24 protein-coding genes are annotated in these 26,987 nt (G+C 64.3%); 7 read left to right on the forward strand and 17 right to left on the reverse strand.

The genetic code is table 11. The annotated features are described in order from the left end of the window. Positions 1 to 113: 113 nt before the first annotated feature. The 5 genes from AC4CS3_RS06075 to AC4CS3_RS06095 all read right to left on the reverse strand — a co-directional run bounded on the left by AC4CS3_RS06075 (position 114) and on the right by AC4CS3_RS06095 (position 5,695). A complete protein-coding gene (locus AC4CS3_RS06075) occupies positions 114 to 809 on the reverse strand; it encodes a response regulator (protein WP_490782650.1) in 696 nt (231 codons plus the stop codon). Next, positions 806 to 2,092 (reverse strand): sensor histidine kinase, encoded by a 1,287-nt coding sequence (locus AC4CS3_RS06080; protein WP_490782651.1) that lies wholly within the window; start codon positions 2,090 to 2,092, stop codon positions 806 to 808. The genes AC4CS3_RS06075 and AC4CS3_RS06080 overlap by 4 nt, the downstream gene beginning before the upstream one ends. A gap of 48 nt (positions 2,093 to 2,140) precedes the next feature. Next, positions 2,141 to 3,028 (reverse strand): ABC transporter permease, encoded by an 888-nt coding sequence (locus tag AC4CS3_RS06085; RefSeq protein WP_490782652.1) that lies wholly within the window; start codon positions 3,026 to 3,028, stop codon positions 2,141 to 2,143. Beyond that, positions 3,025 to 4,023: an ABC transporter ATP-binding protein gene (locus AC4CS3_RS06090; protein WP_490782653.1), complete on the reverse strand. Its 999-nt coding sequence runs from the start codon at positions 4,021 to 4,023 to the stop codon at positions 3,025 to 3,027. The genes AC4CS3_RS06085 and AC4CS3_RS06090 overlap by 4 nt, the downstream gene beginning before the upstream one ends. Before the next feature lie 175 nt (positions 4,024 to 4,198). Further along, positions 4,199 to 5,695, reverse strand: coding sequence for a bifunctional phosphatase PAP2/diacylglycerol kinase family protein (locus AC4CS3_RS06095; protein WP_490782654.1), 1,497 nt, complete (start codon positions 5,693 to 5,695; stop codon positions 4,199 to 4,201). A 158-nt stretch (positions 5,696 to 5,853) separates the two neighbouring features. Here AC4CS3_RS06095 and AC4CS3_RS06100 point away from each other — a divergent pair, with 158 nt between their 5' ends. From AC4CS3_RS06100 to AC4CS3_RS06115, 4 genes are all read left to right on the forward strand, one after another. Next, the gene (locus AC4CS3_RS06100; RefSeq protein WP_490782655.1) at positions 5,854 to 7,392 is read left to right on the forward strand and encodes an efflux RND transporter periplasmic adaptor subunit; all 1,539 of its coding nucleotides are present in this window, start codon (positions 5,854 to 5,856) and stop codon (positions 7,390 to 7,392) included. A gap of 6 nt (positions 7,393 to 7,398) precedes the next feature. Continuing rightward, positions 7,399 to 8,127: an ABC transporter ATP-binding protein gene (locus AC4CS3_RS06105; protein WP_490782656.1), complete on the forward strand. Its 729-nt coding sequence runs from the start codon at positions 7,399 to 7,401 to the stop codon at positions 8,125 to 8,127. Further along, a complete protein-coding gene (locus tag AC4CS3_RS06110; RefSeq protein ID WP_490782657.1) occupies positions 8,124 to 9,371 on the forward strand; it encodes an ABC transporter permease in 1,248 nt (415 codons plus the stop codon). Before AC4CS3_RS06105 ends, AC4CS3_RS06110 begins: the two co-directional genes overlap by 4 nt. Before the next feature lie 69 nt (positions 9,372 to 9,440). Beyond that, on the forward strand, positions 9,441 to 9,854 hold the full coding sequence (locus tag AC4CS3_RS06115; protein ID WP_490782658.1) for a hypothetical protein: 414 nt from the start codon (positions 9,441 to 9,443) through the stop codon (positions 9,852 to 9,854). 117 nt (positions 9,855 to 9,971) lie between these two features. Here AC4CS3_RS06115 and AC4CS3_RS06120 read toward each other — a convergent pair whose 3' ends face one another. The 9 genes from AC4CS3_RS06120 to AC4CS3_RS06160 all read right to left on the reverse strand — a co-directional run bounded on the left by AC4CS3_RS06120 (position 9,972) and on the right by AC4CS3_RS06160 (position 20,454). Further along, complete coding sequence (locus AC4CS3_RS06120; protein WP_490782659.1) at positions 9,972 to 11,165, reverse strand: MFS transporter; 1,194 nt, start codon at positions 11,163 to 11,165, stop codon at positions 9,972 to 9,974. Then, complete coding sequence (locus tag AC4CS3_RS06125; RefSeq protein WP_490782660.1) at positions 11,162 to 11,932, reverse strand: DeoR/GlpR family DNA-binding transcription regulator; 771 nt, start codon at positions 11,930 to 11,932, stop codon at positions 11,162 to 11,164. Before AC4CS3_RS06125 ends, AC4CS3_RS06120 begins: the two co-directional genes overlap by 4 nt. A 246-nt stretch (positions 11,933 to 12,178) precedes the next feature. After that, entirely contained in the window at positions 12,179 to 13,861 is a 1,683-nt protein-coding gene (locus AC4CS3_RS06130; protein WP_490782661.1) for an ABC-F family ATP-binding cassette domain-containing protein, read from the reverse strand. A gap of 45 nt (positions 13,862 to 13,906) precedes the next feature. Then, positions 13,907 to 14,509: a TetR/AcrR family transcriptional regulator gene (locus AC4CS3_RS06135; protein WP_490782662.1), complete on the reverse strand. Its 603-nt coding sequence runs from the start codon at positions 14,507 to 14,509 to the stop codon at positions 13,907 to 13,909. Further along, on the reverse strand, positions 14,506 to 15,786 hold the full coding sequence (locus AC4CS3_RS06140; protein WP_490782663.1) for an FAD-dependent oxidoreductase: 1,281 nt from the start codon (positions 15,784 to 15,786) through the stop codon (positions 14,506 to 14,508). The genes AC4CS3_RS06135 and AC4CS3_RS06140 overlap by 4 nt, the downstream gene beginning before the upstream one ends. Positions 15,787 to 15,981: 195 nt before the next feature. Beyond that, positions 15,982 to 16,278, reverse strand: a complete 297-nt coding sequence (locus AC4CS3_RS06145) for a hypothetical protein (RefSeq protein ID WP_490782664.1) — start codon at positions 16,276 to 16,278, stop codon at positions 15,982 to 15,984. Between the two features lie 172 nt (positions 16,279 to 16,450). Beyond that, positions 16,451 to 18,445, reverse strand: coding sequence for a penicillin-binding transpeptidase domain-containing protein (locus AC4CS3_RS06150; protein WP_490782665.1), 1,995 nt, complete (start codon positions 18,443 to 18,445; stop codon positions 16,451 to 16,453). A 96-nt stretch (positions 18,446 to 18,541) separates the two neighbouring features. Next, positions 18,542 to 19,201: a response regulator gene (locus AC4CS3_RS06155; protein ID WP_490782666.1), complete on the reverse strand. Its 660-nt coding sequence runs from the start codon at positions 19,199 to 19,201 to the stop codon at positions 18,542 to 18,544. Further along, positions 19,198 to 20,454 (reverse strand): sensor histidine kinase, encoded by a 1,257-nt coding sequence (locus tag AC4CS3_RS06160; RefSeq protein WP_490782759.1) that lies wholly within the window; start codon positions 20,452 to 20,454, stop codon positions 19,198 to 19,200. Before AC4CS3_RS06160 ends, AC4CS3_RS06155 begins: the two co-directional genes overlap by 4 nt. 281 nt (positions 20,455 to 20,735) lie before the next feature. Here AC4CS3_RS06160 and AC4CS3_RS06165 point away from each other — a divergent pair, with 281 nt between their 5' ends. After that, positions 20,736 to 21,827, forward strand: coding sequence for an ABC transporter permease (locus AC4CS3_RS06165; RefSeq protein ID WP_490782667.1), 1,092 nt, complete (start codon positions 20,736 to 20,738; stop codon positions 21,825 to 21,827). A gap of 38 nt (positions 21,828 to 21,865) precedes the next feature. Next, positions 21,866 to 22,606: an ABC transporter ATP-binding protein gene (locus AC4CS3_RS06170; RefSeq protein ID WP_490782668.1), complete on the forward strand. Its 741-nt coding sequence runs from the start codon at positions 21,866 to 21,868 to the stop codon at positions 22,604 to 22,606. Positions 22,607 to 22,685: 79 nt separating this feature from the next. Here AC4CS3_RS06170 and AC4CS3_RS06175 read toward each other — a convergent pair whose 3' ends face one another. Beyond that, positions 22,686 to 23,078, reverse strand: coding sequence for a winged helix-turn-helix transcriptional regulator (locus AC4CS3_RS06175; protein WP_490782669.1), 393 nt, complete (start codon positions 23,076 to 23,078; stop codon positions 22,686 to 22,688). Positions 23,079 to 23,160: 82 nt separating this feature from the next. Between AC4CS3_RS06175 and AC4CS3_RS06180 the strand changes: the two genes are divergently transcribed. Continuing rightward, positions 23,161 to 23,766, forward strand: a complete 606-nt coding sequence (locus tag AC4CS3_RS06180; protein ID WP_490782670.1) for an NAD(P)-dependent oxidoreductase — start codon at positions 23,161 to 23,163, stop codon at positions 23,764 to 23,766. A gap of 197 nt (positions 23,767 to 23,963) precedes the next feature. On the opposite strand, the gene AC4CS3_RS06185 is transcribed toward AC4CS3_RS06180, so the two are convergent. Beyond that, complete coding sequence (locus AC4CS3_RS06185; RefSeq protein WP_490782671.1) at positions 23,964 to 25,409, reverse strand: phytoene desaturase family protein; 1,446 nt, start codon at positions 25,407 to 25,409, stop codon at positions 23,964 to 23,966. Next, positions 25,402 to 26,973, reverse strand: coding sequence for a glycosyltransferase family 87 protein (locus tag AC4CS3_RS06190; protein ID WP_490782672.1), 1,572 nt, complete (start codon positions 26,971 to 26,973; stop codon positions 25,402 to 25,404). Before AC4CS3_RS06190 ends, AC4CS3_RS06185 begins: the two co-directional genes overlap by 8 nt. Between the last annotated feature and the right edge of the window lie 14 nt (positions 26,974 to 26,987).

The raw sequence follows: 26,987 nt of genomic DNA on the forward strand, positions 1-26,987 counted from the left end.
CATAGCGGAGCGCCCCGATGCCTGACAGGGTTATCCAGCAAATCCATGACGAAGAGAATCCGCGGTTCCGCCTGCATTTCAAGCTAAGCAGCCAAATAGAGCTCAGACTGACGTTAGTAATCAGGGTTGCTCGGGATCACGAGTCCTGTTTCGTAGGCGTAGACCACCACTTGGACCCTGTCGCGCAAGTGCAGCTTGGTGAGGATCCGCCGGACGTGGGTCTTGACCGTTGCCTCGGAAAGAAAGAACTTGTGGGCGATTTCCGCGTTGGACAGCCCTCCCGCGATAGCCTCCAGCATCTCGGTTTCGCGGGGCGTCAATTCTTCGAGAAGCGGATCGCGGGCTTGGGCTGTGGCCTGGCCGGGCACGCGACCCCCGCGGACGTAGGTCTCCAGGAGCCGCTGGGTGACCCTCGGAGCCACCACGGCGTCGCCGCTGGCCACGAGCCGGACGCCCTGGACCAACTCCGCAGGCGCAACATCCTTCAGCAGGAACGCGGAGGCCCCTGCCTGAAGGCCTGAGAAGGCATATTCATCGAGGTCGAAAGTAGTCAGGATGATGATCCTGGCGTTTGACTCCGAGGCCGTGATCCGCCGTGTGGCTTCAATTCCATCCACGGCAGGCATCCGGACGTCCATGAGCACCACGTCCGGTTCCAGTTCCTCGACCTTCCGGACTGCTTCGGCGCCGTCGGAGGCTTCGCCTACGACCTCGAGATCGTCTTCGCCTTCCAGGATCAGCCGAAATCCCATGCGCAGCAAGGGCTGGTCGTCCACCAGCAGAACCCTGATGGGAGCATTGTCAGTCATGATTTCCCCTTGTCGCCATTCCAGTTCAGCTCCGCATGAACGCGCCACCCGCCGTGTATTCCAGGACCGGCATCCACCGTTCCAGCATAGATTCCCGCACGTTCACGCATCCCCGCGATGCCTTGGCCCGTTCCCAGGACCGCCTCTTCGGTGCCCGGATCCCGGGAGCCCCGGCCGTCGTCGAGCACTTCAATGGTGACCGAGTCGCCCTCCCGCACGATCCTCACATCCACTTGGCTCGAGGAACGGCCGTACCTGAGCACGTTTGTCAGGGATTCCTGCACGATCCGGTAGACGGTGAGCTGGAACGCCGGGTCTTCAGGAAGGGCAGGTCCCGTGTGCGAATAGTGCAACGGCAGCCCTGCCGTCCGGAATCCATCGAGCAGCTTGCTTAGGTCGTGCCCGGAAACCAGGGGCTCCAAAGGAGCAGGACGTGCAGAGTCTTCCCGCAGCACGCCGAGGACGCGGCGCATGTCGGCCAGCGCAGTCCGGCCCGTGCGGGAGAGTTCGCCAAGCACCTCACCCGCGCGCTCCGGATCCTTCTTGACCACAACGGCGGCGCCGTCCGAGAGGCTGATCATGACTGTGAGGGAGTGGGCCACGACGTCGTGCATCTCCCTGGCGATCCGGTTGCGTTCGGTGACGGAACCCAAGCGGGCCGTGCGTGCCGCCCAGGCCCTGATCTCGCTCTCGTGCTCGCGCCGCTGCCGGACCGAAATCCCGATGCCGGTGGCGATCAGGTTGGACAACAAAATGCTGGCCGCGGCGGCGATGTTGCTGATGAGGTGGAAATTCTCCGGAACCGCCTCGCCGTTGGACGGGGTCGCCGGGCTGGTCCACATGAACAGGTACACGAGGGTCAGCGGCAGGCTCGCGGCGCCAAACACAGTCAACGCGAAGGTTCGGGCCCTCGCCACAGCCACCGCATACAACGCAAACCACAGTCCCGCGGAGACGTTCGAACCCCAGGGGTTCAGCAGCGTTACGGCCACTTCGAGGACCGCAACGGCCGCAGTGACACTGAGGGGATTGCGGCGTCGAAGGAACAGGATGGCGGCAATGGCGACGAGCAGCAGGGCGGCGAACCACTTGCCATCCACGATGGAGCTGATGAACGTAGGAAGTGCCAGCAGCGAATAGCAAAGCACCACCACCGCGTCCATGACCCGCGGGTGCTCAAAAAGATAGCGGCGGATCCTGCCACGGCGGCGCAGCGTGATTTCAGCAAAGGACGCGTCGGCCACGTGGGCCGACGCGTCCTGTGCTGGCAACTCTTCACTCATGGCTTGAGCCTAGTGGCCTTGCCCGAGCGGGTGTCCGTGGATTGCGAATCAGACGTCGCGCTTCTTGAGCACAATGAGGGCAGGAATCATGAACAAGATGACGTAGCCGAGGAACACGAGGCCGCCCGCCCAGGGATCCAGGGTGCCGTCTACGTGGCCGATCGACAAGAAGCGGCCGCCGGCCTCACTGGGCAGGTACTGGGGGACGTACTTCCAGAAGTCTCCGGGTGCGAGGCCGAGGAATTGGCCGGCGAACGGGAGGACAAACATGATGCCCACCAGGACGGTGATGCCGCCGGCCGGGTTCTTCAGCAGTGTTCCGAGCGAGAGGCCGATCAGCGCGACCCCGGAGACGTAAAGGCCGCCGGTGAAAACGCTGTAGAGGACACCGTCCGTGTTCCATCCGAGGTCAAGGCCGAAGTTGGCGAACATGGGCGACGCCACCAGGAAGGTCACGACGCCGGCCACTACCGAAAGGACATAGGAGACCACAACCAGGACCACGGCTTTGGCGCCGAAGGTGGAGAGCCGTCCCGGACCCGCGTTCATAGTTGACCGGATCATGCCAGTGGCGTACTCAGAGGCAATGAAGAGTACGGCCAGGGAACCCATGACGAGGATGCCGATGTTGAGTCCGGCGTTCGGCAGGTTGTAAAGATCGAATCCCGAACCTGGCGGGAAGGAGGCGACGGCTTGCTGCACCGATTCTTTATGACCCTGCCGGCCGACTTCGACCATCTGGTTGATGAAGTTCCAGCGGACCAAGGCGGACAGCAGGCCGATGCCGACGATGGCCACGAAGGTCAGGACCAACAGGAGCTTAGTGCTCATGAGGGTCCGGAACTTGATGGATTCGGAGTTCAGTATCCGGAGGAAAGTGACGCCACCGGTCCCGGCTGACGGGACCGCATGTTTCTTGTTGATGGTGGTGCTCATGACTGGATCCCTTCCATGGTGGCAGCGGATGTGCCGCCGACGCCGGCGGGGCTTCCGTTCAGCGGCCCGCCCGGTGTGGTCGGTCCGCCGGTGATGTGCGAGTGGTATTCCAATTCGTCCTTGGTCAGCTGGAAGTAGGCCTCTTCCAACGACGACGTGAGCGGAGTGAGCTCGTAAACCAGTACCCGGTTGTCGAGGGCGAGCTCGGCGATGCGGAGCGGCTCCACTCCGTACACCTCCAGGGTTTCACGTTCGTTCTGCTCCACCCGGACACCGTCGCGGGCCAGCAACTCGGACAAGCGAGTGGTCTCCGAGGTACGGACCAAAGTGCGCTTGCGGGACTGGCTCTCAATCAGCGCATCCACCGTGGTGTCTGCGATGATCCGGCCGCGACCGATCACAATGAGGTGGTCTGCGGTCTGGGCCATCTCGGACATGAGGTGGCTGGAAATGAAGATGGTCTTGCCCTGGCTTGCCAGGTAGCGCGCAAGGTTCCTGACCCACTGGACGCCCTCAGGATCCAGTCCGTTGACCGGTTCGTCGAGGATGAGCGTCTGGGGATCACCCAGGAGTGCGTTGGCGATGCCAAGCCGCTGGCCCATACCGAGGGAGAAGCCTCCGGCTTTCTTCTTGGCAACTGCGGTAAGGCCCGTCATCTCGATGACTTCCTCAACGCGCGAGTTCGGAATCCCGTGGGTGGCGGCCATGGCGCGCAGGTGGTTGTACGCGCTGCGGCTGGTGTGCACCGCCTTGGCATCGAGCAGCGCTCCCACTTCGTGGAGCGGGGCTTTGTGCTGGGAGTAATGCCGGCCGTTGACGATGACGTCGCCCGACGTCGGACGGTCGAGACCCATGATCATGCGCATGGTGGTGGACTTACCGGCACCGTTCGGGCCAAGGAAGCCCGTGACTTTCCCGGGCTGTACGGTGAAGCTGATTCCGTCCACGGCTGTCTTTGCGCCGTAGACCTTCCTCAAGCCTGTTGCCTCAATCATGGAAGCGTTCCCTCCGCTTGCTGCAGCTATGTGGTGACTGTAAGGACAACGCTAACCACCGGCACGGCGGAATACGCCGGTCTCAGGGATGATTCAGGGGCCGCTCAGGGTAGTCCCTATGGATGATGCCGGCTGCGGTCAGGTCTTCCCGACACTGGGAAAGCGCTAGGAAACTCTAGTAAAGCGGCGAATACACCCGCATCGCCCGGCGCTTGACAGTGAACTCCGCGGTCCGCACACCAGGCAACGGCTCGCCGTCGACCGCAATCACTAGCGGTTCTCCGATCGCTTCGATGCTGAGCTCCGCAGCCTCGCTAAGGTGGGTCACCTTGGAGGTACCCACGGTTCCGGTGAGGACCGCCCACAGCAGACGCAGCCGCGCAAAAGGCTCATCGGCCGTGACCATGCGGATGTCCAACACGCCGTCGTCAAGCACAGGACGCGTCAGCGGCGCCAGGTCGCGCGGGTAGTAGCGGCCACGGCCCAGGTAGAGGATCCACAACTTGTGGGGGACGCCGTTGATCCGGAGGGTGGTCGGCGTTGCCGCGCCGAAGGTGCGCAGGCCTGCGACGAGTCCCGCGAGGGGCTTCCCCAGGGCGGGCTGCAGCCGTTCGCGTCGCCGCACGAGGTTGGGGTAGACACCGATGCTTGCCGTATTGAGCATGATGCGCTCGGTGGTCTCGTCCTTGCCATCGACGCCGCGGCCCGCGCTCACATGGCCCAGGTCTGTCCATGCTGCTGCTCCCGTTTTGGCGGCCTGTAGGGCCCCTTCCAGCGATCGGGCGTCTACGTCACGTGCGAAATGGTTCAGCGTTCCGCCGGGCAGCACCAGTAAGGGCAACGAGTGCTCGACGGCGGCCGCCGCGGCAGTGCCGACCGTTCCGTCGCCGCCCCACACGCCCAAGGCCTTCGTCCCGGGCCGCCCTGCTGCGGCCCGGATTTCTGCAACCACGTCATCACCATCGGAAATCAGGCTTATATGCGACTTGGGGAATATTTCCCGAAGCTGGGTTTCGGTCTCCGGCGAGTAGGAACCGCCGAGGGCGTTGACCGCAATGCTCAACCCCTCGCCGTCGCCGACACCGGGCGCGTCGGCCGGTGAACGGTCCGTGTCCGGAACGGGAGGCCGGGCCGGCCACCATTTTCGCGTCAGGAGGGCCGCTCCGGCGCCGATCGCCGAGCCGAGCACGACGTCGGAGGGCCAGTGGGCGCCTGTGTGAACCCGGGAATACGCCACGCCCGCGGCAACAGGAGCCAAAACTGCTCCAAGGCGGGGATTCACCAGGGCGACACCAAGAGTGAATGCAACGGCCGACGCCGAATGGCCCGACGGCATCGAGGAGCTTGTGGGCTGCGGGTTGACAAAGCGGAAAGCCGGCAGGAGCCCGGGCAATGGCCGCGTCCGCGGAAGAAGCGTCTTGAAACCGAGATTGGTGACGGCCGACGCAATGCCAAGGGCCAGGAGTCCGTGGATCGCCGCGTTGCGGGGTTTACCGGGAAATGCCGCGCAAACGCCAGCGATAGCAAACCAGAGCTTGCCCTTGGTAGCGGCCTCCGAGAGGTTTTTCAGAACGGCGTCATGCGAGCCCTCCGGCCACCGCGAGACTGCTCGGACCGCCGCCCGATCGAGTCGCGCTATCCGCCCTGATCCCCATCGCAGCATGCTTCGCATTCCACCAGACTATCGGCGGGCTGGTATGGATGTGGGATTGTGGGGGTCGTTCTTCCCCACAAACTCAAGGGAATCGGCACGCCGCGCAGGGCGTCACATAGGGTAAACCATCAGGTAGCACTCGGTCTTCTCCAAGAGAGCGATCATAGTCTTCGGGCATGCTCTCAAAGCCTCAACTCATCAACAGCGGCATCGGGGTGGCCGTTATCGGCATTGCCGCCGGCGCCTTCTTCGTGCTGAACGGCGTGCCGCAAACGGCCGCCGACACCACCGCCCGCACCGTCGCGGTCAGCGCAGCGGACCTCGCCGCCGTCTCTACGGCGAGCGGAAACGTCTCGCCCGCAAGCACCACGGTCATCAACGCGCAGAACTGCACCGGGCCCATCGCCACTGTTTCCGCTGTGACCGGTCAGCAAGTCACGGCCGGGCAGGTGCTGGTGACCATTGATCCGACGAACGCCCAGAACGCCCTGGCCGTCGCCCAGGCCCAACTGGATTCCGCCGCCGCGCAGGCAAACCAACAGCAGGCCTCAGCCAGCAACCAGGTAGCTTCGGCGAATCAGAGCCTGGCCAACGCCCAACAAACGGCCAACCTGGACGCGAGCCAGCAGGCCAGTGCCGTCGCCGCCGCGCAGACAGCCGTGAACAATGACAATGCGACTGTCGCTGCGGATCAGACCGCTGCCAGCGCCCAGCCCAGCAGCCAGCCGGCCCAGAACGCGCTCAATACGGCACAGGCCCAGCTGGCGAAGGACAACCAGGCACTGACCCAAGCCGTCAACCAGCAAGCCAGTTCGGCCCTCAAGGACAAAGAGCAGATCGCCTCGGCTGCGACGGCCCTGAATTCCGCCCAAAGCGGTGGGGGCGCCACATCCAACACGACGTCGGCCCAGATTGCCGTCGACACCGCAACCAAGAACCTGGCGTCCTGCTCACTCGCGGCCCCGGTTTCAGGAACGGTCACCGCTGTGAACGCCGTCGTCGGAGGCAATGCCGGCAGCAGCTCCGGCTCATCCGGGTCCTCGGCTTCCGGTTCTTCTGGAGCTTCCGGTTCCTCCGGCAGCTCTTCCACAAGCGCGGCGAGCACATCGTCCTCCGGACTGATCACCATCAGCGACACCGCGCATCTGCAGGTCATCGCCAACTTCGCCGAATCCGACATTGCCGCCATGAAGACCGGCGACTCCGCCACCTTCACCTTCCCGGCGCTCAAGACCGACCCCTCCGCGGCACCCGTCACCGGAACCATCACGGCAATCGCCCAGAACGCCACAACCACGAACAACGTGGTCAGCTACCCCGTGACGATCTCCATCAAGAACCCCCCGGCTGCCCTCCGGCTCGGCCAGAGCGCAAACATCTCCGTGACGACTGCGACCGCCAAGAACGCTTTGACGGTGCCTTCGCTGGCCATCACCACCACCGGAACCAAGCAGACCGTCAACGTGATGAAGAACGGGACCTCGACGGCGGTGACCATCACCACCGGGATCACGGACAATGGCCGCACCCAGGTGCTCACCGGACTCAGCGCGGGCGATCAGATTGAACTCCCGGCCATCTCCTCCACCCTGGACACCACAGGCACTACCGGACGAACCGGGACGGGCGGACTTGGCGGTACGGGCGGATTCGGTGGCACGGGCGGCGCCGGAGTTACGGGCGGCACCGGTGGCACCCGCGGAAATGGCGGGTAAGCAGCCGTGAACGACGCCGTCATCCAACTGGACTCCGTGAGCAAGATCTATGGCAAAGGGGAGGCCGAAGTACGGGCACTCGACTCCGTCAGCATCTCCATTGACCGGGGCGACTTCGTGGCCATCATCGGCGCCTCGGGCTCCGGAAAGTCCACCATGATGAACATCATCGGCTGCCTCGACGGCGCCACCCAGGGGACTTATCACCTGGACGGCATCGATACCGGGACCCTGGACGAATTCCAGCTCGCGCAGATCCGCAACCGGAAAATCGGCTTCGTCTTCCAGAACTTCAACCTGATACCGCGCACGCGGGCCGTGGACAACGTCTCCATGCCCCTCGCTTACGCAAAAGTGCACCGCAAGGAACGGCGCGAGCGGGCCCTGGAAGTGCTCGATTCCGTGGGTTTGGCGGAGCGGGCCGACCACAAGCCTTCGCAGCTCTCCGGCGGACAACAACAGCGTGTTGCCATCGCCCGGGCGCTCGTGACCAACCCGGTGCTGCTGCTGGCCGACGAGCCGACGGGTGCACTGGACACCAAGTCCTCGCACGAAATCCTGGATCTCTTCGAGTCCTTGCACGCCAACGGCCGGACCATCGTGATGATCACCCACGAAGCCGACGTCGCGGCGCGGGCCAACCGCGTGTTGCGCTTCCAGGACGGCCACATCATTGAGGACCACCGGGTCCGCGCCGTTAATGCGCACCCAGTAGCGACGGCGGTGCCGGCATGATGATCGCCGAATCAGTTCGCTTCGCCCTGACCGGGGTGATGGCCAACAAGATGCGCTCCATCCTCACCACTCTGGGCATCCTGATCGGCATCGCATCCGTCATCATCCTGCTGGCCGTGGGAGCCGGAACCTCCAACGCCATCAAGGCCCAGATCGGCAAGCTGGGAACCAACGTGCTCACTGTGAGCCGCCAGACGACGGCGGGCGGCCGCGCCGCGGGCGGCGGGCAAGCCGTCACCGGTCCGCGGTCCCGTGGCACCAACCTCACGCTGCAGGACATGGCCGCGCTGACGGATCCTGTCATGGCCCCCGACGTCGCCGCAACGGCTCCGGTGGTCACGGCACAGAACGTCACGGGTACTTACCAGGACGCAACCCACGCGGTCGCAACGTTCGTGGGGACCACGCCGTCGTACTTTTCCATTTCGAACGACACCCTCGCGGCGGGGTCCTACTTCAGCGACGGTGACGCAAGCAGCGGCACCGCAGTGGCCGTGATCGGCAACACCGTGGCGCAGGACCTGGTGGGCAGCTCGGTGACCTCGGCCGTGGGGCAGACGATCGCCCTCAACGGCCAGAACTTCGTGGTCTCCGGCGTACTGGCCCAAAAGGGGTCCTCGGGGCTCAACGATCCAGACGACATTGTGGTGATCCCCTACAGTGCGGCCCAGGACAAGTTCACCGGATACTCGCCGTCCCTCGCCTCCATCACGGTCCAGGCGAAGTCTGCGGACGTGATGAACCAGGCCCAGAACGAGGTTCAGATGATCCTCGATGCCCGGCACAACGTCACCTCCGCCAACCGCGACTACCAAGTGCGGAACCAGGCGCAGATCCTCACGACGGCCACCACCACCACGGCCACGCTGACCATCCTTTTGGGCGCTGTGGCAGGCATTTCGCTTCTGGTGGGAGGAATCGGCGTCATGAACATCATGCTCGTCACGGTCACCGAACGTACCCGCGAAATCGGCATCCGCAAGGCGATCGGAGCCTCGCGGGGCAGCATCGTGAGCCAGTTCCTGATCGAGTCGCTCATCATTTCGCTGATCGGCGGCTTGCTGGGAATCGCTGCGGGCTACATCGGGAGCGCCTTCCCCCTGCTCGGAACGCAACCCGAAGTCCAGTGGTGGACCGTGTGGCTGTCGTTCCTCGTATCCGCGGCGATCGGCCTGATTTTCGGAATCTACCCTGCCAACAAGGCAGCGAAACTGCGGCCGATCGACGCCCTGCGGTACGAATAACCGCCCGCAGTTCCACCTCCAGCAACTCCCCACCAACTCAAAAAGAAACAGCCAACAGGAGATCCACAAATGTCCTATTCAGCACCGGAGCCCGGCCCCACGAACCAGCCGGAGCCCCAGCAGCCCTACACGCAACAGCCCCACGCCGGACAGCCGACAGCGGTCCTGCAAGCCACCGGCCTGGAACCCACCGGACAGGGTTGGGGCCAACCCCAGACGCCGGAACCGTTCGTGCCCAAGAAGCGCTTCAAGATGGGTCGCCTGACGCAGATCCTCCTCGCGGTGCTGCTGGTTGCCGTCGGATTCTTTGCCGGCGTCGGCGTCACCAAGCTCATGGATGCCGGCCAGGCCCGTCCCGGCCGCGGCCAGTTCCAGAACTTCAACGGCCAAGGCGGCCAGGGACGGAACCGGCAGAGCGGCGCTCCTACCAACGGGGCATCGCCGAGCGCAGTTCCTTCGGCTCCCGCCACCTCAGCCCCGTAACCACCCAACTGACTCGAAGTTGTTGTCGTTCTGAGCCTTCAAAACGACAACAACTGCGGGGGCCCACGCCGCCAGGGTTCCCTGGCCGAGCTTGCGAGGCGAGGGTGGCGGTGGGGATCAGTTGCCCTTAACCAGGGGCTTCGCGGCGCCGGCCAGCCACAGTGCGATCAGGATCGGCGCCCCGATGGCAAGCAGGGCCATGTGGATGCCGGTGTGGTCACCTAGGTATCCCAGAAGCGGTGGGCCGGCGAGAAACGCCACATAGCCGATTGTCGAGACCACCGAGACGCGCGCGGCTGCGTGTTTAGGATCATCGGCAGCAGCGGACATGCCCATTGGGAAGGCCAAGGCTGCGCCGATACCCCACAGGGCCGCACCCACCCCGGCAAGGATGAGGTTGCCCGCGAAAACGAAGAGAGCCAGCCCCACTGCTGCGGCGGCCATGCTGACCCGCAGCACGGCTACGCGTCCGAACCTGTCGATCGCACGGCCGCCAAGGAAACGCATCAGGGTCATCGCCGCCACGAAGAGCGCAAACAAAAGAGCGCCTGCCGATTCGGAAGTATTCAAGCCATCCACCGAGGCCTTGGCGATCCAGTCGTTTCCGGCCCCTTCCGTGAGGGTCGCTCCCAGCACCACCACACCGATCAACAGGGTGCGGGAGTCCCGCCAAGCCGACGGACCCTTGACAGCGGGCGCGCCGCCGTCGGGCATTGTTCCTTTGGCTTCGTGGGGCATGAAGTAGCGCGGCGCCGTCAAAGTGAGAAGAACTACGACGCCGGCAATGACCAGCAGGTGCTCCGGAAGTCCAACGCCGATCTCGGAAAGCCACGCGCCAACCAGCGCACCCACAAAGGCACCCCCGCTAAAAGCGGCGTGGAACTGCGGCATGATGGTGCGCCCGAGCCGATGTTCGACGTCGGCCCCCTCGATATTCTGCGACACGTCCCACAGACCGACCCCTACACCGAAGAAAAAGAGCGCCAGCGCAGTGGCGGCCACGGATCCGGCCATCAACGAGAAGGCGATAGCCGCTCCGGCGGAGGCGGCCAGGAGCCCGGCGGCGCGGACGGTATTGGCCGTACCGATCCTGCCGACAACCCATCCCGCGGAGGGCAGCGCCACAAGGGAACCGACGGCGGTGCACAGCAGGAGGGTGCCCATCTGTCCGGACGTCAGGTGCAGGGTCTGGGTGACGGCGGGTATGCGGGCCGCCCAGCTGGCAAAGACCAGCCCGTTCATGCCGAAAACCAGGAAAGTGGCGATTGCCGCGGCTTTGACGTTCGGAGCGGTTCGGGTGCTGGTGGTCATACGATCACAACTTCCACGGAGAGACTTTCAAGTAGGGTGCGTTCTTCAGTGCTTGGCTTCCGGTCCGTCACAATGACATCTACCGCGTCCATGGCTGCAACCAAGGCCACGGCCTGTGCATTCCATTTACTTCCCGTGCAGGCCACGATCACCCGCCCGGCCGATTCCAAGCCTGCCCGCTTGATCGCGGCATCCTCGAGATCGTGCGCCAGCAGGCCGTCCTTGAGGTTGATGGCACACGGCGTGACGATGGCGGTGTCAAAGCGCAATGAGCGGATGTTGGCCTCTGCCATCGGTCCCCGGAATGACTGCTCGCCGGGAACCAGGCTGCCACCGGGCAACAGGAGACCCGGACGCCGCCCAGAGGGAAGGTCCGTCGCCAGGAATTCCACCGCGCGAAGGGACATCGGCATGATGGTCAATTCCCGCGGCGCGAGCCGGCGCGCGATCTCCGTTGCCGTGGAACCGCTGTCCAGCCACACGTGATCGCGGTCGCGGAGCAACCGTTCGACGGCGACGGCGATTCTCTCCTTGGCGTCCTGGTCCTCCAGTTCGCGCTGCCCATAGCCGGGGTTGTCGCCGCGGTCCACGAGGCTGCGGGCGCCGCCATGCACCCGGCGAAGGACACCGTGGGACGCGAGGATTTCCAGGTCGCGCCGAATAGTGGCCCCCGATGCTCCGCATTCGGCAACGAGTTCGTCAACGGTGATCTCTTCGCGCTTGCGCAGCAGCTCGCCAATGAGCCGGTGGCGGTCCGCAGTCCTCATGCTCATATGCTATCCGGTAATGATCATCTAATCATCATTGGTGATCATATGGGCCTGGGCGCGGGAACTTAGGCGCCGAAGGCGCCCTGCGTGCCGAACGGCTCAGACGCTCGCTCACTTTTGAGGCGTTTCAGGCCGACGCTCGCTCACTAGAGGTGAGCGAGCGTTCCGAAAAAACGCACCAAAGGTGAGCGGGCGTTCCCAAGACCGGTAACGGCGTCGCGCGCGAACGGAGTCTGCTGGAAGTCAGCGCGCCCGTTCTACCCGGGACTCGTCCCAGATGGGTTCGGCGGATTCGTAGACCTTGCCGTCGGATCCGAAAACGAGGAAACGGTCGAAGGACTTCGCGAACCAACGGTCGTGCGTGACGGCCAGAACCGTGCCCTCGAACGCGTCGATCGCGCGTTCCAAGGCCTCGCCTGAGTGCAGGTCCAGGTTGTCCGTGGGTTCGTCCAGAAGCAGGAGCGTGGCGCCGGACAGCTGGAGGAGCAGGATCTGGAAACGCGCCTGCTGCCCACCGGAGAGCGACTCGTACTTCTGCTCGGCCGAGCCCACCAGCCCGTAGGAGTCGAGCGCGCCGGAAGCAGCCTCGCGGCCCAGTCCGGAACGGTGTTCGTCACCCCGGTGCAGGATGTCCAGCAGCGTCCGGCCCAGGAGGTCCGGGCGGGAATGGGTCTGCGCGAAGAATCCGGGACGGATCCTGGCACCCAGTTTAACGGTGCCCTCGTGCGGAACTTCAGCGATTTCGACGTCCGAAACCGGCAAATGCTCGCGCTCCGGGTCGGTGCCGCCGGCAGCCAGGAGCCGCAGGAAGTGGCTCTTGCCCGAGCCATTGGAACCGAGCACGCCCACGCGGTCCCCGAACCAGATCTCGGCAGAGAACGGCTTCATCAGGCCCGTGAGTTCAAGCTTTTCAGCCACTACGGCGCGTTTGGCCGTGCGGCCTCCCTTGAGGCGCATGTGCACGTTCTGCTCCAGCGGCAGGGCTTCGGGCGGTCCGGCCTCCAGGAACTTGGCGAGCCGCGTCTGAGCGGCCTGGTACTTGTTGGCCATGTCTGAGCGGAATGCAGCCTTGGTTTTGTACATGATGACGAGTTCCTTGAGCTTCAGGTGCTCCTCGTCCCAGCGCTTGCGCAGTTCCTCGAATCGCGCGTTGCGGTCGATACGCGCGTCCACATAGGTGCCGAAACCGCCGCCGTGCACCCAGGCGCCGGCACCGTTGATGCCGGGTTCAAGCGTCACGATGCGGCCCGCGGCGTTGTTGAGCAGCTCGCGGTCGTGGCTGATGAAGAAGACCGTCTTCTTGGATTCGTTGAGCTTGCTTTCGAGCCAACGCTTGCCCGGAACATCGAGATAGTTGTCCGGTTCGTCAAGGAGCAGGAGCTGGTCCGGTCCGGAGAACAGGGCCTCAAGCACCAACCGCTTCTGCTCGCCGCCCGAAAGGCTCGACGCCGGTCGGTGCTGTGCGCGGTCAAAGGGGATGCCGAGAGCGGCCATGCAGACCTCGTCCCAGACGGTCTCAACGTCGTACCCTCCGGCGTCTCCCCAGTCCACGATCGCTTGGGCGTACCGCATCTGGGTTGGCTCGTCGTCGTGCTCCATCATGGCGAGCTCAGCGTCCTCGACCGCCTTCGCGGCCGAGGCGAGGGCCGGCGGCGCGGCGGAAACGAGCAGGTCGCGCACGGTGGATTCATCGCGGACCTGGCCAACGAATTGGCGCATGATGCCCATGGTGCCGGAACGGCCCACCACACCTTCGTCAGGCGTGAGATCGCCGGCGATGATCTTGAACAGGGTGGTCTTTCCCGTTCCGTTGGGCCCGATCAGCGCTGTTTTGCTGCCGTCCGGGACCTTGAAGGTCACACCGTTGAGCAGCTGGGTGCCGTCGGAGAGGAAGTAGTCGATGCCGGAAATATCAATATGGGCCACTGCCCAATCTTCCCACGGACCGCGGCGGACTCCTCAGCCGCCCACTCAGGCCGACAGTTCGCCGATTACCGCACCGGTGAGATACCTCTGGATTGTCGGCCCCAGTGCCCCGACGACGACGGCGTGCGGCGCCGAAGCGATTGGCTCCAGTTTGATCAAGTAACGGGTCAGGATGAGTCCGGAAAGCTGCGATGCCACCAGGTTTCCGCGCCACGATGCCTCTTCCGCGGGCACCCCAAGGCCAGCCAGAAGCGGATTGATAGCCCGGTTCAGGATGAACTCGCGGACCAGGGCGGCACTCCACTCATGTTGCATCGCCGTCCGCAGAACCGCGACCCCGGCTGCCCCCGCGGGCGAGTCCCACACGGTCAGGAAGCGCGCCACCAGCCTCTCCCCGACGTCCCCCCTCGGCCCGGTCAGAACAGCCGTCACGTGCTCCTTGGGATCCACGGGTGACTCGAGCGCAGCCATGAACAGCTGCTCCTTCGTGCCGAAATGATGGTTGATCATGGATGGATCCACGCCGGCCTCGGCCGCGATGGCCCGGACTGTTGCCGCATCATATCCCTTGCGGCTGAACTGTTCGCGGGCCGCACGGAGAACCGCGTCCCGGCTGCTCACCTGTCCCGGGCGGCGACCCCTGCTCACACCGGTTTCCGATTCACGGCGGGCTTCCGGCGCGCAAAGTCCGGGGCGTGCTCGGGCCGCGGCCCGAAGGCGATCATGAGCGCTGGAAGTTTCCCGAATCCGGGTACGTGTCGGGCGGCAAAGACCACCGGACCCGGCGGGCCGACCAACTGGCCTTTTACTGCGGGGCCGAAGACCGCTTTCTGGATGAGGAGCTGCATATTCTGGATCACCACGGTGGGGAACCAGCGGCGCTTCTGCACCGAAGCGAGATCTGCCTCGACAAGGGTGCCCTGAAGCAATGGGCGGGCGATGCGCCGGGCCGCGGCAACGGCGTCCTGGATAGCCAGGTTGATCCCCACACCGCCTGCGGGAGACATCGCGTGGGCGGCGTCTCCGATGAGGAGGAGGCCTGGTTTGTGCCAGGGCTTGATCCGGTTGAGCTTCACATCGAGCAAATGGAGATCGTCCATGGACCTGATTTCATCCACGCGGTCCGCAAGATCCGGGCGGATTCGGGCCACGCGGGCACGGAAGCTCTCCACCCCTTCGGCACGCATTTGCGGGTCCTTGCCCTTCTCCGCGATGTAGCCGATCTGGTAGAAGTCCTTGCGCGTCAGGCTGAGGAGCACATCGGTGCCGGAGAAGCGGGGCATGATCGAGGCCAACTGTCCCTGTTCGTCCGCGCGCCGGGAGAGCCTGAACCACCAGGTGTCGAAGGGCACGGGGAACTCGCGGGGGACCAGTCCTGCCTTCTGCCGGAGCACCGAGCTGCGGCCGTCGCATGCCACCGTCAACGTCGCGCGAAGCTCCCCCGTCCCGGTTTCCACTCCGGACGCCGCGTCCCGGATGCGGTACGCCACCCCGGCGACCTTCCCGCCGCCGTCGTACAGCAGATCCGTGGCCTCGGTGTTCATCCGGAGCGTGAACTGCGGCTCTTGCTGTGCGGCGTCCACCAGGAAATTCAGGAGGTCCCACTGCGGAACCATGGCTACGTAATCGTAGGGCGGCTTGAGGCGATCGAAGTCGACCAGGGTCACTTCCTTGCCGCCCGCGGGGAGTTTGAAATTGCCGAGCTTGCTTTGGGGCAACGCCCGGAATCCCTCGCCCAGCCCAAGCTCATCCAAGAGCCGGATGGTGGAGGGATGGACGGTATCGCCGCGGAAGTCGCGCAGGAAGTCGGCATGCTTTTCGAGCACTGTGACCTCGACGCCGGCCCGGGCCAGGAGGAGTCCGAGCATCACCCCCGCAGGACCCCCGCCCGCGATGACGCACGTGGTGCTTTCAGGCTGGTTCATGGCCACTCCCACCGTTGCAAATAATTCAACAAGCGTTGAATTAAGTGTGCACCCGTCAGGGAGACCTGTCCAGAGGAGTGCGCGGCCCCTCCCTGCGACGCTCGCTCACATATATCCCCCTTTCTGGCGACGCTCGCTCACATATCGCGCCCTAATACTGTTCAGCACAGTCTGGCGCGCTCAGGAATGTTCCGTTTACGTGCCGGTGTGGCCCGGGTACGGGGTGTGCGGCAAGTTCGCGATGATCGCTGCGAACAGGACAATGTAGGCGACGAAAAACAGGACCCAAAGGATGAACAGGCCGATCCCCACCCAACCGAGGACCTTTCCTTCCTGCGCCGGTACCCCGAATCCCTCGGCCTTCTTTGCCTGCATGATCGCCAAGGGTCCGAAAACAACGCCCAATGAGAAGATTCCGATCAGGCCGAACACAGCCGCCAGGCGCGCGTGCCTCATGCCCTCCATGTACCACTGCAACTGATCCATGCTCACAGGGCGTTGATCGGACGGTGGTGGGTAAGCGGACTGAAATCCTTGCTGCGGCGTCGACATGGGTTCCCCTCGTTGCTGTTGCTCCTTAGCGTTACCTTCCAGCAGAAGGCGCGGCGTGACAGCCTGAGAATACGTCCATCCAGAGAACAAACACCAGCGGTCTGCAGACGGCTCAGCCAGCCGCAGTGAGGAACGATTTGAGCAGCGGGCCGCTGGTTGTCGCACCGAGCCCACCGTCTTCCACGAACACTGCCACCGCCAGATCTCCGTGCACTGCGACAATCCAGGCGTGCGTCTTGGGCGGATTGTCGTTTCCGAACTCGGCCGTCCCAGTCTTCGCGCCAACGGGTGCCCCCGGCACCGACGCGAGGAAACCCGCGTGGCCGGAGGTCACCACAGCCCTCATCATGTCGCTAAGCGCGGCTGCCTCCGCCGGCGTAACCGGCTTGTCGGACGCTGGCGCGGCGGGAGACGCTGGCGCGACGGGGGAGGCCGGCGACGCTGGCGCGCCGGACGCCGTCGGGGTGGCACCCGCGGAGGGTGAGGCTGAGCCGGGGTTAAGGACGAGCTGCGGCGACACGGGCGCGCCGTGGGCCACCGAGGCGGCCATAATGGCAGCGGCCAGCGGGGAAAGCAGCACTTTGCCCTGGCCGATCATCGAAGCCGCGTGCTCGGTGCCGTCGGCGTTTCCCGGCACGGATCCCAGGAAGGCATCGGCCCCCAGTTTCGAGGCTTGGACTGCCACTCCCAATGAAGTTGCCGCGGATTCGAGCTGGGCTTGGCTGACCTTGTCCCGGGAACTGATGAAGGCAGTGTTGCACGAATGGGCAAAAGCGTCCCGCAAAGCAACCGAGCCAAGCGATGACGCCGGATAACCTTCGGCGTTCTTGAAGGTCCGGCCGTCCACAGTAATTGTCGGCGTGCAGTCCACCTTGGAATCCGGTGTCATTCCATTGCGGATCAAGGCAAGGGAATCAACGATCTTGAACGTGGAACCCGGCGCGTACTGGCCCAGCATTGCCGTGTTGTAACCGTTGCTTCCAGGGCCGGAGGCTGCTGCGAGGACGGCACCGGTGGAGGGGCGGAGCGCCACTATGGCCGAGGCCGGGCCAACCCCCGTCAGAGTGTCTTCGGCGAGCTGTTGCAAGCGCGGATCCAGGGTGGTCTTCAGCGGATCGCCGGGCTTCGCATTGACGGCAAAAAGCACTCGGCGGGGATCCGGATTTGCGGCCTTGATCTGGTCGTCGGTCATGCCCTGCGGCCGGGCCTTGATGGAGACTCCATCCTGACCTCGGAGTTGCGCGTCATACTGCTCCTGCAGGCCGCCTGTTCCCACAGTGTCTCCTACCCTGAGGGCACCCCCGGCCTTTTGGATCTGTTCGGCGCTTGCCTCAGCCGCGGTACCCAACACAGCCCGGGCGAAGGTGCGGGTCGGTGCCAAGGGCAGAAAATCGCGGATGGCACGGGCGCCCGGAATCGCCGCAATCTGCTGGTCAGTGACCGTCCGGCTTCCGTCCTCGCGCAGGGTGATGGCGCTGACGAATGCCTGCGGGCCGGACGCCTGGACCTGTTTCACATACGCGGCTTCGTCCACGCCGACCAGTTGTGCGAGCTTCGCTGCAGAAGCTGCAGGATCAACCGATCCAATCGTTGTCTTGTCGATGCCCACGTGAACCACCGGACGGTAGCTGACCAATTTCGCGTCGCCCGCGCCGAGGATATCTGCCCTGGACGGCGAAGTGACGGTCTTGTCCAGTACCTCCCCGTCCTTAAGGTCCGGCTCCAAGAGGGCCGAATTCCATTGGACGGCCCATTTGTCGCCGGATTTCTTCAGTGCGGCCTGGGAGCTGTATTTCCACTCCGCAGTTCCGATCTTCCACGTGAAGTTGAGCGGGACCGACGCTTTGTCGCCGTCGAGCTTCACAGCGCCGCTTTCAACGGACGGCTTGGCCGGATCGAGGGCCGCAAACACGGACTTGAGCTGCTCGTTCGCCGCTGCGGCGTCTTTGCCGTCAACGGCGAGCGATCCGACGTCGAGCGCTGCCAGGGACGACGCGAGCTGCTTCGCAGCGCCTTCCGCCCCGGAGCGGCCGTCATCACAAGCGGTCAGCGAGCCTGCAATCATCAGGGCTGCAAGCCCCAGGACAAGATTCTTGATTTTCCCCATTTGCGCCATTATGCCTTCTTGGGCCGACCGGAATGATCCAAATCACAGCACGTTGCGCTTTTGTGATGCTTCAGGCGCCTGGGCTTCCCGCAGATCCTACTGACTCCGGATGATCCTGCGCTGGGTTGCCGCTGCGATGGCCGCCGTCCGGTTGTCGACGCCCAGCTTGCCGTAAATGTGCACCAAATGGGTCTTGACTGTGGCCTCGGAAATGAAGAGTTGCTTCGCCATCGCACGGTTGCTCATGCCAGTGGCGAGGAGCTCCACGAGTTGCACTTCACGCGCGCTCAGGGCGTGCACCGGATTGCGGATCCGCCCCATGAGCCGCGCGGCGACCTCCGGCGCAAGGGCTGTTTGACCCGCCGCCGCAGACACTACAGCCTGCCGGATTTGCTCGGGTGGCGCGTCTTTGAGCATGTATCCGCTGGCACCGGCTTCTACTGCGGCGAGAATGTCGGCGTCGTTGTCGTAGGTGGTCAGGATCAGGACCGGCGGTGGGGGAGTTCCGGCTTCACCGGCTTTGATCTTGCCGGTAGCGGTGACGCCGTCCATCCCCGAGCCCATTTGCAAGTCCATGAGGACCACGTCCACGGGTTCTCCGAGGGTGTGGAGCTTTGCCAGTTCAGCCAACGCGGCGCCCCCGTCGGCCGCTTCCGCCACCACTTGGACGCCTTCAAAATCGGCAAGCATGGCCCGGAGCCCTGCGCGGACCACGGGATGATCGTCAACTAGCAAAACCCTGATGTTGTTGCTCATGGGGATGCCTCCAAAGCCGGGTTTCCAGTACCCAAGGGCAGCCGGATTGCCACCACAGTCCCCTCGCCGGGAGCCGACTCGACATCGAGGGTTCCGTCCAGGGCCGCGAGCCGCTCGCGCAGGCTTTTGAGCCCGACGCCGGTTCCGTCACTGCGGATTGCCGCGGCAGCGGCCGCTGCGGGGTCGAAGCCCGTGCCGTCGTCGAACACGTCCATGGTCACTTCTGCGTCCAGGAAGGACAGGGTGACGACGGCGGTGCTCGCCTGGGCATGCGCCCACACGTTCGCAAGGGAAGACTGTGCCGCGCGCAACAAAGTGGTCTGGTAAGGGTTGGGAAGCGCCACCGGTGTGCCCTGGAGCTCGAAGCGGCAGCGCAACGTCGCTCCACGTGCGGCGGCCTCGGCCTCGGTCTTGGCGCAAAGGCGACGCAGGGTGTCTGCAAGGGTGGACTCGTCCAGCTCCGGGGACCCGAGTCCCCGGACAAAATTGCGGGCCTCCGCAAGGTTGCTGGCTGCTGTCTCCCGGACGGTCCTGAGCCGGTCACGGGCCGCGGCGTTGTCACCGGCGTCGAGGGCCTTCTCGGCCGAGCGCCCCATCAGGACGATGCTCGAGAATCCCTGCGCCAGGGTGTCGTGGATTTCACGGGCGAGTCGTTCGCGCTCAGCCAGCACACCAGCGTCGTGCTGGCTGCGTGCCAGCTCGGCCCGGGTGCGGCGCAATTCCTCAGCGGCGAGCCGTTGGTTCTCTGCCTCGACGTACAGCGCCCGATACGCCAGGCCGGTGACAACCGCGAAGGCGGCCCCGAAAACAGGCCCGAGGACCATGGCAAGTTGCAAGGCATCCGCCCCGGCACCACGGTTATGGAACCACATGGCCGCGATCAGCAGTGCGGTGCTGGCCGCTATGGCTGGGAGGGCGAATCGCCGCGGCAAGATATGCAGTTGCAGGAAGAACAACGGGAAAGCTATCCACGCGAAGTCCGGACTGATGAGCATGAGCAGCAGCCACAGGAAACCCACGACGGCGAGCCACCAGCGTGCGTAAGGCTTCGGATCGAAGCGCTCAGGGTTGCCGGCGTGCCTCTTTTCGAGAACCGTCCCCACGAGGTAGACAGCAGCCAGTAGCAGCGCGAGACCGAGGCCGGAACCGGTGGCCAAAGGGGAAAGTCCCGCCACCGCAAGCCTGAGGACGGCGACCAGCAGAAGCACGGCGAAACCGACGTGCAGGCTCACGCGCAGGACACGCAAAATCATGGCCGAGCCACTGGGCTGCACCGTCTCTTTGGGCTGCGCTGTGACGCTGGGCTGCGCTGTGGCTTGCGGCAAATCGTCTCCCTGCATGCCCTCCAGCGTAGTCTCGCCCGCCGACGCTCTTGCCCCGATTCCGTGGTATTCGGGCCCAATCAACCAAACGGTTGATCCGCGGGTCAATCAAGACGATCGGTTGGGTCCATCCACTTCCTGATGTTTCATGCGCCAACTGCCCGGAGAGTTGAAACAGAACCAGAAGATCGCCTCCGAACCAAAGGAATTCCATGTTTCTCGCAGTGCGCGACATCCGCTTCGCCAAGGGCCGCTTCGCCCTCATGGGAAGCGTCGTCGCCCTCATCACACTCCTTCTCGTCATGCTCTCCGGACTGACCGCGGGCCTCGGCAACCAGTCGACGTCGGCCATTGCAGGCCTTCCAGCGCAGCAAATCGCCTTCGGCGCGCCCGCCGGTGGCGAGGCCAAGGCGTCTTATACGGAATCGGAGGTGTCCAACAAGCAGCTCGAAGCCTGGCGGAACCGGCCGGGTGTTGCTTCTGCCGAGGCCGTGGGTATCAGCCAGACGCGGTTCCAGTCCCTCGATTCCTCCAATAATGCCGCGGGCACCGCCAACGTCGCGGTCTTCGGGGCCGACGGCGGCATCTCGCCAGTGGCGGTCAAGGAGAGCGAGGTGGTGGTCGGGGAGTCCTTGGCGAAGGAACTGAGGCTGACTATCGGGACCCGCGTGACCGTAGGCGGTACCAACCTGACGGTTTCCGCCGTCACCCGGGACGAGTGGTATTCGCACACCGGAGTCATCTGGACCTCCCTGGCCACGTGGCAGAAGCTCGCACATATTCCTGCCGGGGAATCGATTGGGACGGTTCTCGCTGTGACGTACGACGCCGGTGCCTCCGTGGACCTCGACGCCGCCAATGCGGTGGCCGGTACTGTCAGCGCCACCCCCAGCGGCTCATTCCAGGCCCTCGGCTCCTACAAGAGCGAAAACGGCTCCCTGATGCTCATGCAGGCCTTCCTCTACGGCATCTCGGCGCTTGTCATCGTGGCATTCCTGACCGTCTGGACTGTTCAGCGCACACGGGACATCGCGGTGCTCAAGGCCATGGGTGCCTCCTCCGGCTATGTGGTGCGGGACGCATTGGTCCAAGCGGGAATCGTCTTGCTCGCCGGCGCGGGACTGGGTGGGGGCCTTGGTGTGCTGGGCGGCTTCTTCGCAGCCAAGGCGGCCCCGTTCCTCGTGACTCCGCTGACTACGCTCGTCCCGATTGCCGGGATCGTGATCCTCGGCCTTGGCGGTGCAGCGGTTGCCGTACGCAGCATCACCCGAGTGGATCCGCTGATCGCCCTCGGCGGCAACTAGGCCATTCGAACAGTTAATATTCCACGAAAGGCATATTCATGAACTCCGCACTAAACCTCGTCAATGTCACCCTGGAATACCCCGACGGAGACTCCACCCTCAAGGCCCTGGACGCCGTGGATCTCCGCGTGGACGCCGGCGAATTCTTTTCCCTCGCGGGCCCGTCCGGCTCAGGAAAGTCCTCGCTTCTGGCCGTGGCGGCAACACTGGTCCGGCCAAGTTCCGGGCTCGTCATCATCGACGGCACGGATGCCACCGGACTCAAGGACACAGAACTCACTTCCATGCGCCGGGAAAAGGTGGGCATCATCTTCCAGCAAGCCAATCTCCTGCCGTCACTGACCGCCGTCGAGCAGCTGATCATCGGCGACCACCTCCGGGGAAGGCCCGCCGCTAAGGCACGAAAGCGCGCTACGGAACTGCTCGACGTCGTCGGGCTCGGGACTTCGCTCAATAGGCGGCCGCACCAGCTCTCCGGAGGCCAGCGGCAGCGCGTAAACATCGCGAGGGCGCTCATGGGCCAGCCCCGGGTGCTGCTCGTCGACGAGCCGACGGCTGCCTTGGATCACGAGCGCAGTGAATCGATCGTGCGGTTGTTGCGGCAGGTCACGGACGAATTCGCGACGGCGACCGTCATGGTCACGCACGACACCGAGTTCCTGCCGCTCACCGATTCGGTCGCAACCATGCGGGACGGGCGCCTCGGTTTGGGCGTACCTGTCAGCCCAACTAGTCCCCACCGCCACCCTCGCCTCGCAAGCTCGGCCAGGGAACCCTAGCGGCGTGGGCCCACGCAGTAGTCGTTCTGAGCCCTCAAAACGACACTTACTGCGAGTCAGTTGGCGAAGGCGAGGCGGGTCAGCCGCCGATTAAAGCCTCGTCCTGGGCATCGTCATAGGCATCGCGAGCCTTGAGAATACTGGGCACGTGGTCCTCCGCCCAGAGACGCAAAAGGTTCAATGGCTCCAACAGGGAAGCTCCAAGCTCGGTCAGTTCATAGTCGACGCGCGGGGGCACCTGCGCGTGGACGGTCCGGGTGATAAGACCGTCGCGCTCCAGGGTGCGAAGGGTCTGGGTGAGCACCTTGGGCGTCACCACGTGGACCATCTTGCGAAGCTCGGAGAAGCGGATAGGGCCATCCGCGAGGACCTGGACCACCAACGAGGCCCATTTGTCTCCGATGCGCTGAAAGATCACTCGCGACGGGCAATCAGGGTCGAGGATGTTCGCTGGCAGGTCGGTGGTATCCATGAGGTAACTAAGTTCCTTTGAAGCTATCAGTATCAATTAGATACTGTTTTGATATTGCAAGGATAGCAACCCAAGGAGAGTCATGAAAATCGCAGTTTACGGCGCAACAGGCATGGTCGGAAGCCAGATCGTCAACGAGTCCCTCACCCGCGGCCATGAAGTAACCGCCATCTCCCGCAAGGGCTCAGAGGTTGCCGGGGCGAAGGCGATCGCCGCAGATCTCGCTGATGGCCAGAGCTTCGCGGCGATCGCCAAAGAGCACGACGCCGTCATCCTCGCCACCGGCCCGAGCCGCACCGGCGGCGACCACGGAGAATGGCTTGCGGCAATGGACACCGCCTACAGCAACGCCGAAGGCACGCGCCTCATGATCGTCGGCGGCGCAGGCACGCTGGAGATCGACGGCGTCCGACTCCTCGACTCGCCCGACTTCCCTGAGGCGTACAAGGCCGAGGCAACCACGGCGGCCGCAGCTTTCGCCGCCGTCAAGGAAGCCCCCGAGAACCTGGATTGGACCGTACTCGCGCCCGCGCCGGTCATCCAGCCAGGTGAGCGCACGGGAAAGTACTCCACTGCCAAGGATTCTCCCGCCGGCAACACCATCTCCACCCAGGACTATGCGGTCGCCATGTTGGACGAAATCGAAATTCCGGCCCACCGCCGCGCCCGCTTCACGGCAGCCAACTAACCCAACGCCCGCTCACATATGACGGCGCATTTCCCAACGCCCGCTCACATCTGACGGCGCATTTCCCAACGCCCGCTCACATCTGAATGAACACGCGGATCGCTGGATACCTAAGTGAGCGAGCGTCCGGGGTTTTGACGCCATAGATGAGCGAGCGTCCGGGATTTTGTCGACATATGTGAGCGGGCGTCGGGGGGTTATGTGCCCACGCCGAGGCCGGGTATCTGCAGGCCGAACATGTCCTTCAAGGCATATTTCGCAGCGTGATACCCGGGCATTCCTGTTACTCCGGGGCCGGGGGGCGTTGAGGAGGAACACAGGTACACTCCTGGAATGGGCGTCCGCCATGGCACCGTTGAAAACACGGGACGCCGCACCAGTCCCCGAATGTCCATCAGTCCTGCACTGAAGTCTCCACCAACATAGTTCGCGTTGTATTCCGCCAAGCCTGCCGCCGTCGTCGTTTTCCAGCCGATCACCACGTCGCGGAAGCCCGGCGCGAATTCCTGAATCCTGGAGATGACCGCCTCGGCCATGTCCACAGTCGATCCTTTGGGCACGTGGCAATAGGACCAGAGAATGTGCCGCCCGACGGGAGCGCGCCCGGGATCCACAATAGATGGCTGGGCAACAAGGATGTAGGGCTTCGTGGGATGTCGGCCGGCCGCTACCAGGTTCTCGGCCTCGGCCATGGCGTCACGCGTGCCACCTACGTGGACCGTCCCGGCGGCGGCCAGACCTGGAGCTGCCCAAGGCACCGGCCCGGAGAGGATGAAATCCACCTTGCACGCTGCATTCCCGAACCGGAATGCTTCCAGCGACCGCCGATAGCGGTCGGGAATCGCCGAACCGGCCATACGCAGCAGTCCCGGGGGAGCAACGTCCAACAGGATGGCCTTCGCGGGGCGCAGCTCTTCGAGGGAATCGATCTGAACGCCGGTCTCAATCACTCCGCCGTGGGCCTCGATGTCCCGGACCATGGCCTCCGCTATAGCGACAGAGCCACCAACGGGAATGGGCCACCCGCCGGCATGAGCCAACGCACCCAGAAGGAGTCCCGCCCCCGCGGCGGCGAGCGAAGGAAGCGGCCCCACAGCGTGCGCCGCGACCCCGGTCAGGAGTGCGGGAGCCGCTTCCCCGGAGAAGCGCCGGTTCCACCACGGCGAACCCTGCTCCAGGGTCGCCAACCCAAGTCGTAACGCCGCCACCGGATCGGCCGGGATCCTCAGCAGTTGGTTCTGCGTCACATCCAGCACCCCGCCCATGCGCTCCACCAGCGGTCCCATCAGGCGGGTAAACGCAGATCCGTCAGGCCCGAGTTCTGAAGCGGTCAGCTCCAGCGAGCGATACGCGAGGGCTGCCCTGCCGCCGTCGAGCGGAGTTCCGTATTGGATTTCCGGCAATCGCAGCTCCACGCGCCGCTCGAGTTCAAACTCCCGGAAGAAACGCGAAGCCAGCGCCATCGGATGGACCGCGGAACAGACATCGTAGACGTGCCCCGGTTCCAGCAGCTCAGCTGTCCGTGTTCCCCCACCGATCGTCTCGGCGGCCTCATACACCCGCACAGCCAGGCCCGCGCGGGCCATGACTACCGCGGCGGCCAAGCCGTTAGGTCCGGAGCCGACGACGGCGACCTCAGCCATCGCCTTCGGCCTCGCCGCGTGTAGAGGCCACTGAGTCGTGGGAAGGTTTGGGCGTATCGACCCCGGATTGCGCGTCGAGCACGGACTCAGCCTCCACGGCGTTCAAGGCATCGCGCCGCCAAGGCAGCACCGATGCCGCCGGGTTCTTGAGGTCTATCCGGAACCAATCCTCGGCGCCGTTGAACTCACCACCGTGGGGGTCGTCCACACCGTGGACTCGGACGGGATCCAGGTGGGGTTCCCAGATGTCCCATGAAACCCTCAACATCAAATATGCCGTTACGGCCATGTGTAGCGTGACAGCCATGACGTAGTACGGCATGTCGATGTTGTTCTGCGCGGCCCCGCCGCTTGTCGTCTGGCCCAGATACATCCACGTGGCGGTCCAATGCAACGCCTCGGCCGCCTGCCAGAGCAGGAAATCACGCCAGCGGGGTCTGGCCAAAGCCAGCAATGGCACCAGCCAAAGGACATATTGGGGCGAATAGACCTTATTGCTCAGGATGAAAGCTGCCACTATCAGAAACGTCAGCTGGGCCAGCCGCGGGCGCCGCGGCGCTGTCAAAGCCAATCCGGCAATCAAAACGCAGGCAATGAGGAACATGTCCATCGCCAGGGCATTGATGGCCTCCGGGCCAAGCTGGACCAGTTGAAGGCGTTCCGCGACGAGGTTGTAGGCGAACCACGGCGAGCTGTATCCAGCGGGGCGATCACGGGTGTAGTCGAAAAAGTAGCGCCAGCCGGCCGGGTTGACGACTGCGACCGGGACATTGACTGCGAGCCAGGCTACCGTGGCGGACAAAGTGGTCACAATAAGGACTCGCAGCCGGCGGCTGCGTAGCGCTAGTAAAAAGACTGCGCCCAGCATGAGCAGCGGATAGAGCTTGGTGGCTGTCCCCAAACCGATGAACAGACCGGCCAGGACGGGGCGTTCCTTTGCGAAGAAGTACATCCCCACCGCGAGCATCACCACGGCCCACATGTCCCAATTGATGATTCCGGCCAGCACGATCCCAGGCGCCAGGGCCACCATGGCAGCGTCCCACGGCCGGCGCCGATTGATGCGCGCGGTGGCCAGGACAACCACGATCCACATGGCCGCAATCAGGGTCGCGTTCACATCGAAATAGCCGAGGATCCGTTCGGGGCTGGCACCGCGCCCCGGTACGAGCCATGTAGTAACACCCGCAATCAGCCCCGTGATCACGGGATATTCGAACAGGGCTTTCTGATCGAAGATCGGAAACACGCCGTCCGCAAGGCCCCTGCTGCTGAAAAGTTCGGGGAAATCCGAGTAGCAGGTGGCGTAGAACTGTTGGGGAGTGTGCCAACCGTTGACGCGGCAATAGCCCTTGATCAAGATCGACAGGAGTGCCGCAACGATCGTGAGGATGATCAGGACCCGCTCAACGGTGAAGAATCCCGGGGAGATTGCGCCGGGGGAGGACCGACCCCCGAGGGGTCCGCCGATCAACTCGGTGAAGTTCCTGAGCAAGGAATCACTACGGGTGGGAACCACAAAGCGGGCACGCTTTTCCTGGCTGTGCGGCTTCGTCTCCTGCATGGAATCGAGCTTAC

This window comes from Arthrobacter sp. SE2, assembly GCF_058244265.1.

Coding starts and splice junctions, on each gene's coding strand:
- AC4CS3_RS06185 (WP_490782671.1), bottom strand. CDS start 25,409: ATGGCTGAGGTCGCCGTCGTCGGCTCCGGACCTAACGGCTTGGCCGCC.
- AC4CS3_RS06155 (WP_490782666.1), bottom strand. CDS start 19,201: ATGAGCAACAACATCAGGGTTTTGCTAGTTGACGATCATCCCGTGGTC.
- AC4CS3_RS06110 (WP_490782657.1), top strand. CDS start 8,124: ATGATGATCGCCGAATCAGTTCGCTTCGCCCTGACCGGGGTGATGGCC.
- AC4CS3_RS06095 (WP_490782654.1), bottom strand. CDS start 5,695: ATGCGAAGCATGCTGCGATGGGGATCAGGGCGGATAGCGCGACTCGAT.
- AC4CS3_RS06100 (WP_490782655.1), top strand. CDS start 5,854: ATGCTCTCAAAGCCTCAACTCATCAACAGCGGCATCGGGGTGGCCGTT.
- AC4CS3_RS06165 (WP_490782667.1), top strand. CDS start 20,736: ATGTTTCTCGCAGTGCGCGACATCCGCTTCGCCAAGGGCCGCTTCGCC.
- AC4CS3_RS06160 (WP_490782759.1), bottom strand. CDS start 20,454: ATGATTTTGCGTGTCCTGCGCGTGAGCCTGCACGTCGGTTTCGCCGTG.
- AC4CS3_RS06120 (WP_490782659.1), bottom strand. CDS start 11,165: ATGACCACCAGCACCCGAACCGCTCCGAACGTCAAAGCCGCGGCAATC.
- AC4CS3_RS06175 (WP_490782669.1), bottom strand. CDS start 23,078: ATGGATACCACCGACCTGCCAGCGAACATCCTCGACCCTGATTGCCCG.
- AC4CS3_RS06190 (WP_490782672.1), bottom strand. CDS start 26,973: ATGCAGGAGACGAAGCCGCACAGCCAGGAAAAGCGTGCCCGCTTTGTG.
- AC4CS3_RS06080 (WP_490782651.1), bottom strand. CDS start 2,092: ATGAGTGAAGAGTTGCCAGCACAGGACGCGTCGGCCCACGTGGCCGAC.
- AC4CS3_RS06180 (WP_490782670.1), top strand. CDS start 23,161: ATGAAAATCGCAGTTTACGGCGCAACAGGCATGGTCGGAAGCCAGATC.
- AC4CS3_RS06115 (WP_490782658.1), top strand. CDS start 9,441: ATGTCCTATTCAGCACCGGAGCCCGGCCCCACGAACCAGCCGGAGCCC.
- AC4CS3_RS06085 (WP_490782652.1), bottom strand. CDS start 3,028: ATGAGCACCACCATCAACAAGAAACATGCGGTCCCGTCAGCCGGGACC.
- AC4CS3_RS06150 (WP_490782665.1), bottom strand. CDS start 18,445: ATGGGGAAAATCAAGAATCTTGTCCTGGGGCTTGCAGCCCTGATGATT.
- AC4CS3_RS06170 (WP_490782668.1), top strand. CDS start 21,866: ATGAACTCCGCACTAAACCTCGTCAATGTCACCCTGGAATACCCCGAC.
- AC4CS3_RS06090 (WP_490782653.1), bottom strand. CDS start 4,023: ATGATTGAGGCAACAGGCTTGAGGAAGGTCTACGGCGCAAAGACAGCC.
- AC4CS3_RS06075 (WP_490782650.1), bottom strand. CDS start 809: ATGACTGACAATGCTCCCATCAGGGTTCTGCTGGTGGACGACCAGCCC.
- AC4CS3_RS06125 (WP_490782660.1), bottom strand. CDS start 11,932: ATGAGGACTGCGGACCGCCACCGGCTCATTGGCGAGCTGCTGCGCAAG.
- AC4CS3_RS06140 (WP_490782663.1), bottom strand. CDS start 15,786: ATGAACCAGCCTGAAAGCACCACGTGCGTCATCGCGGGCGGGGGTCCT.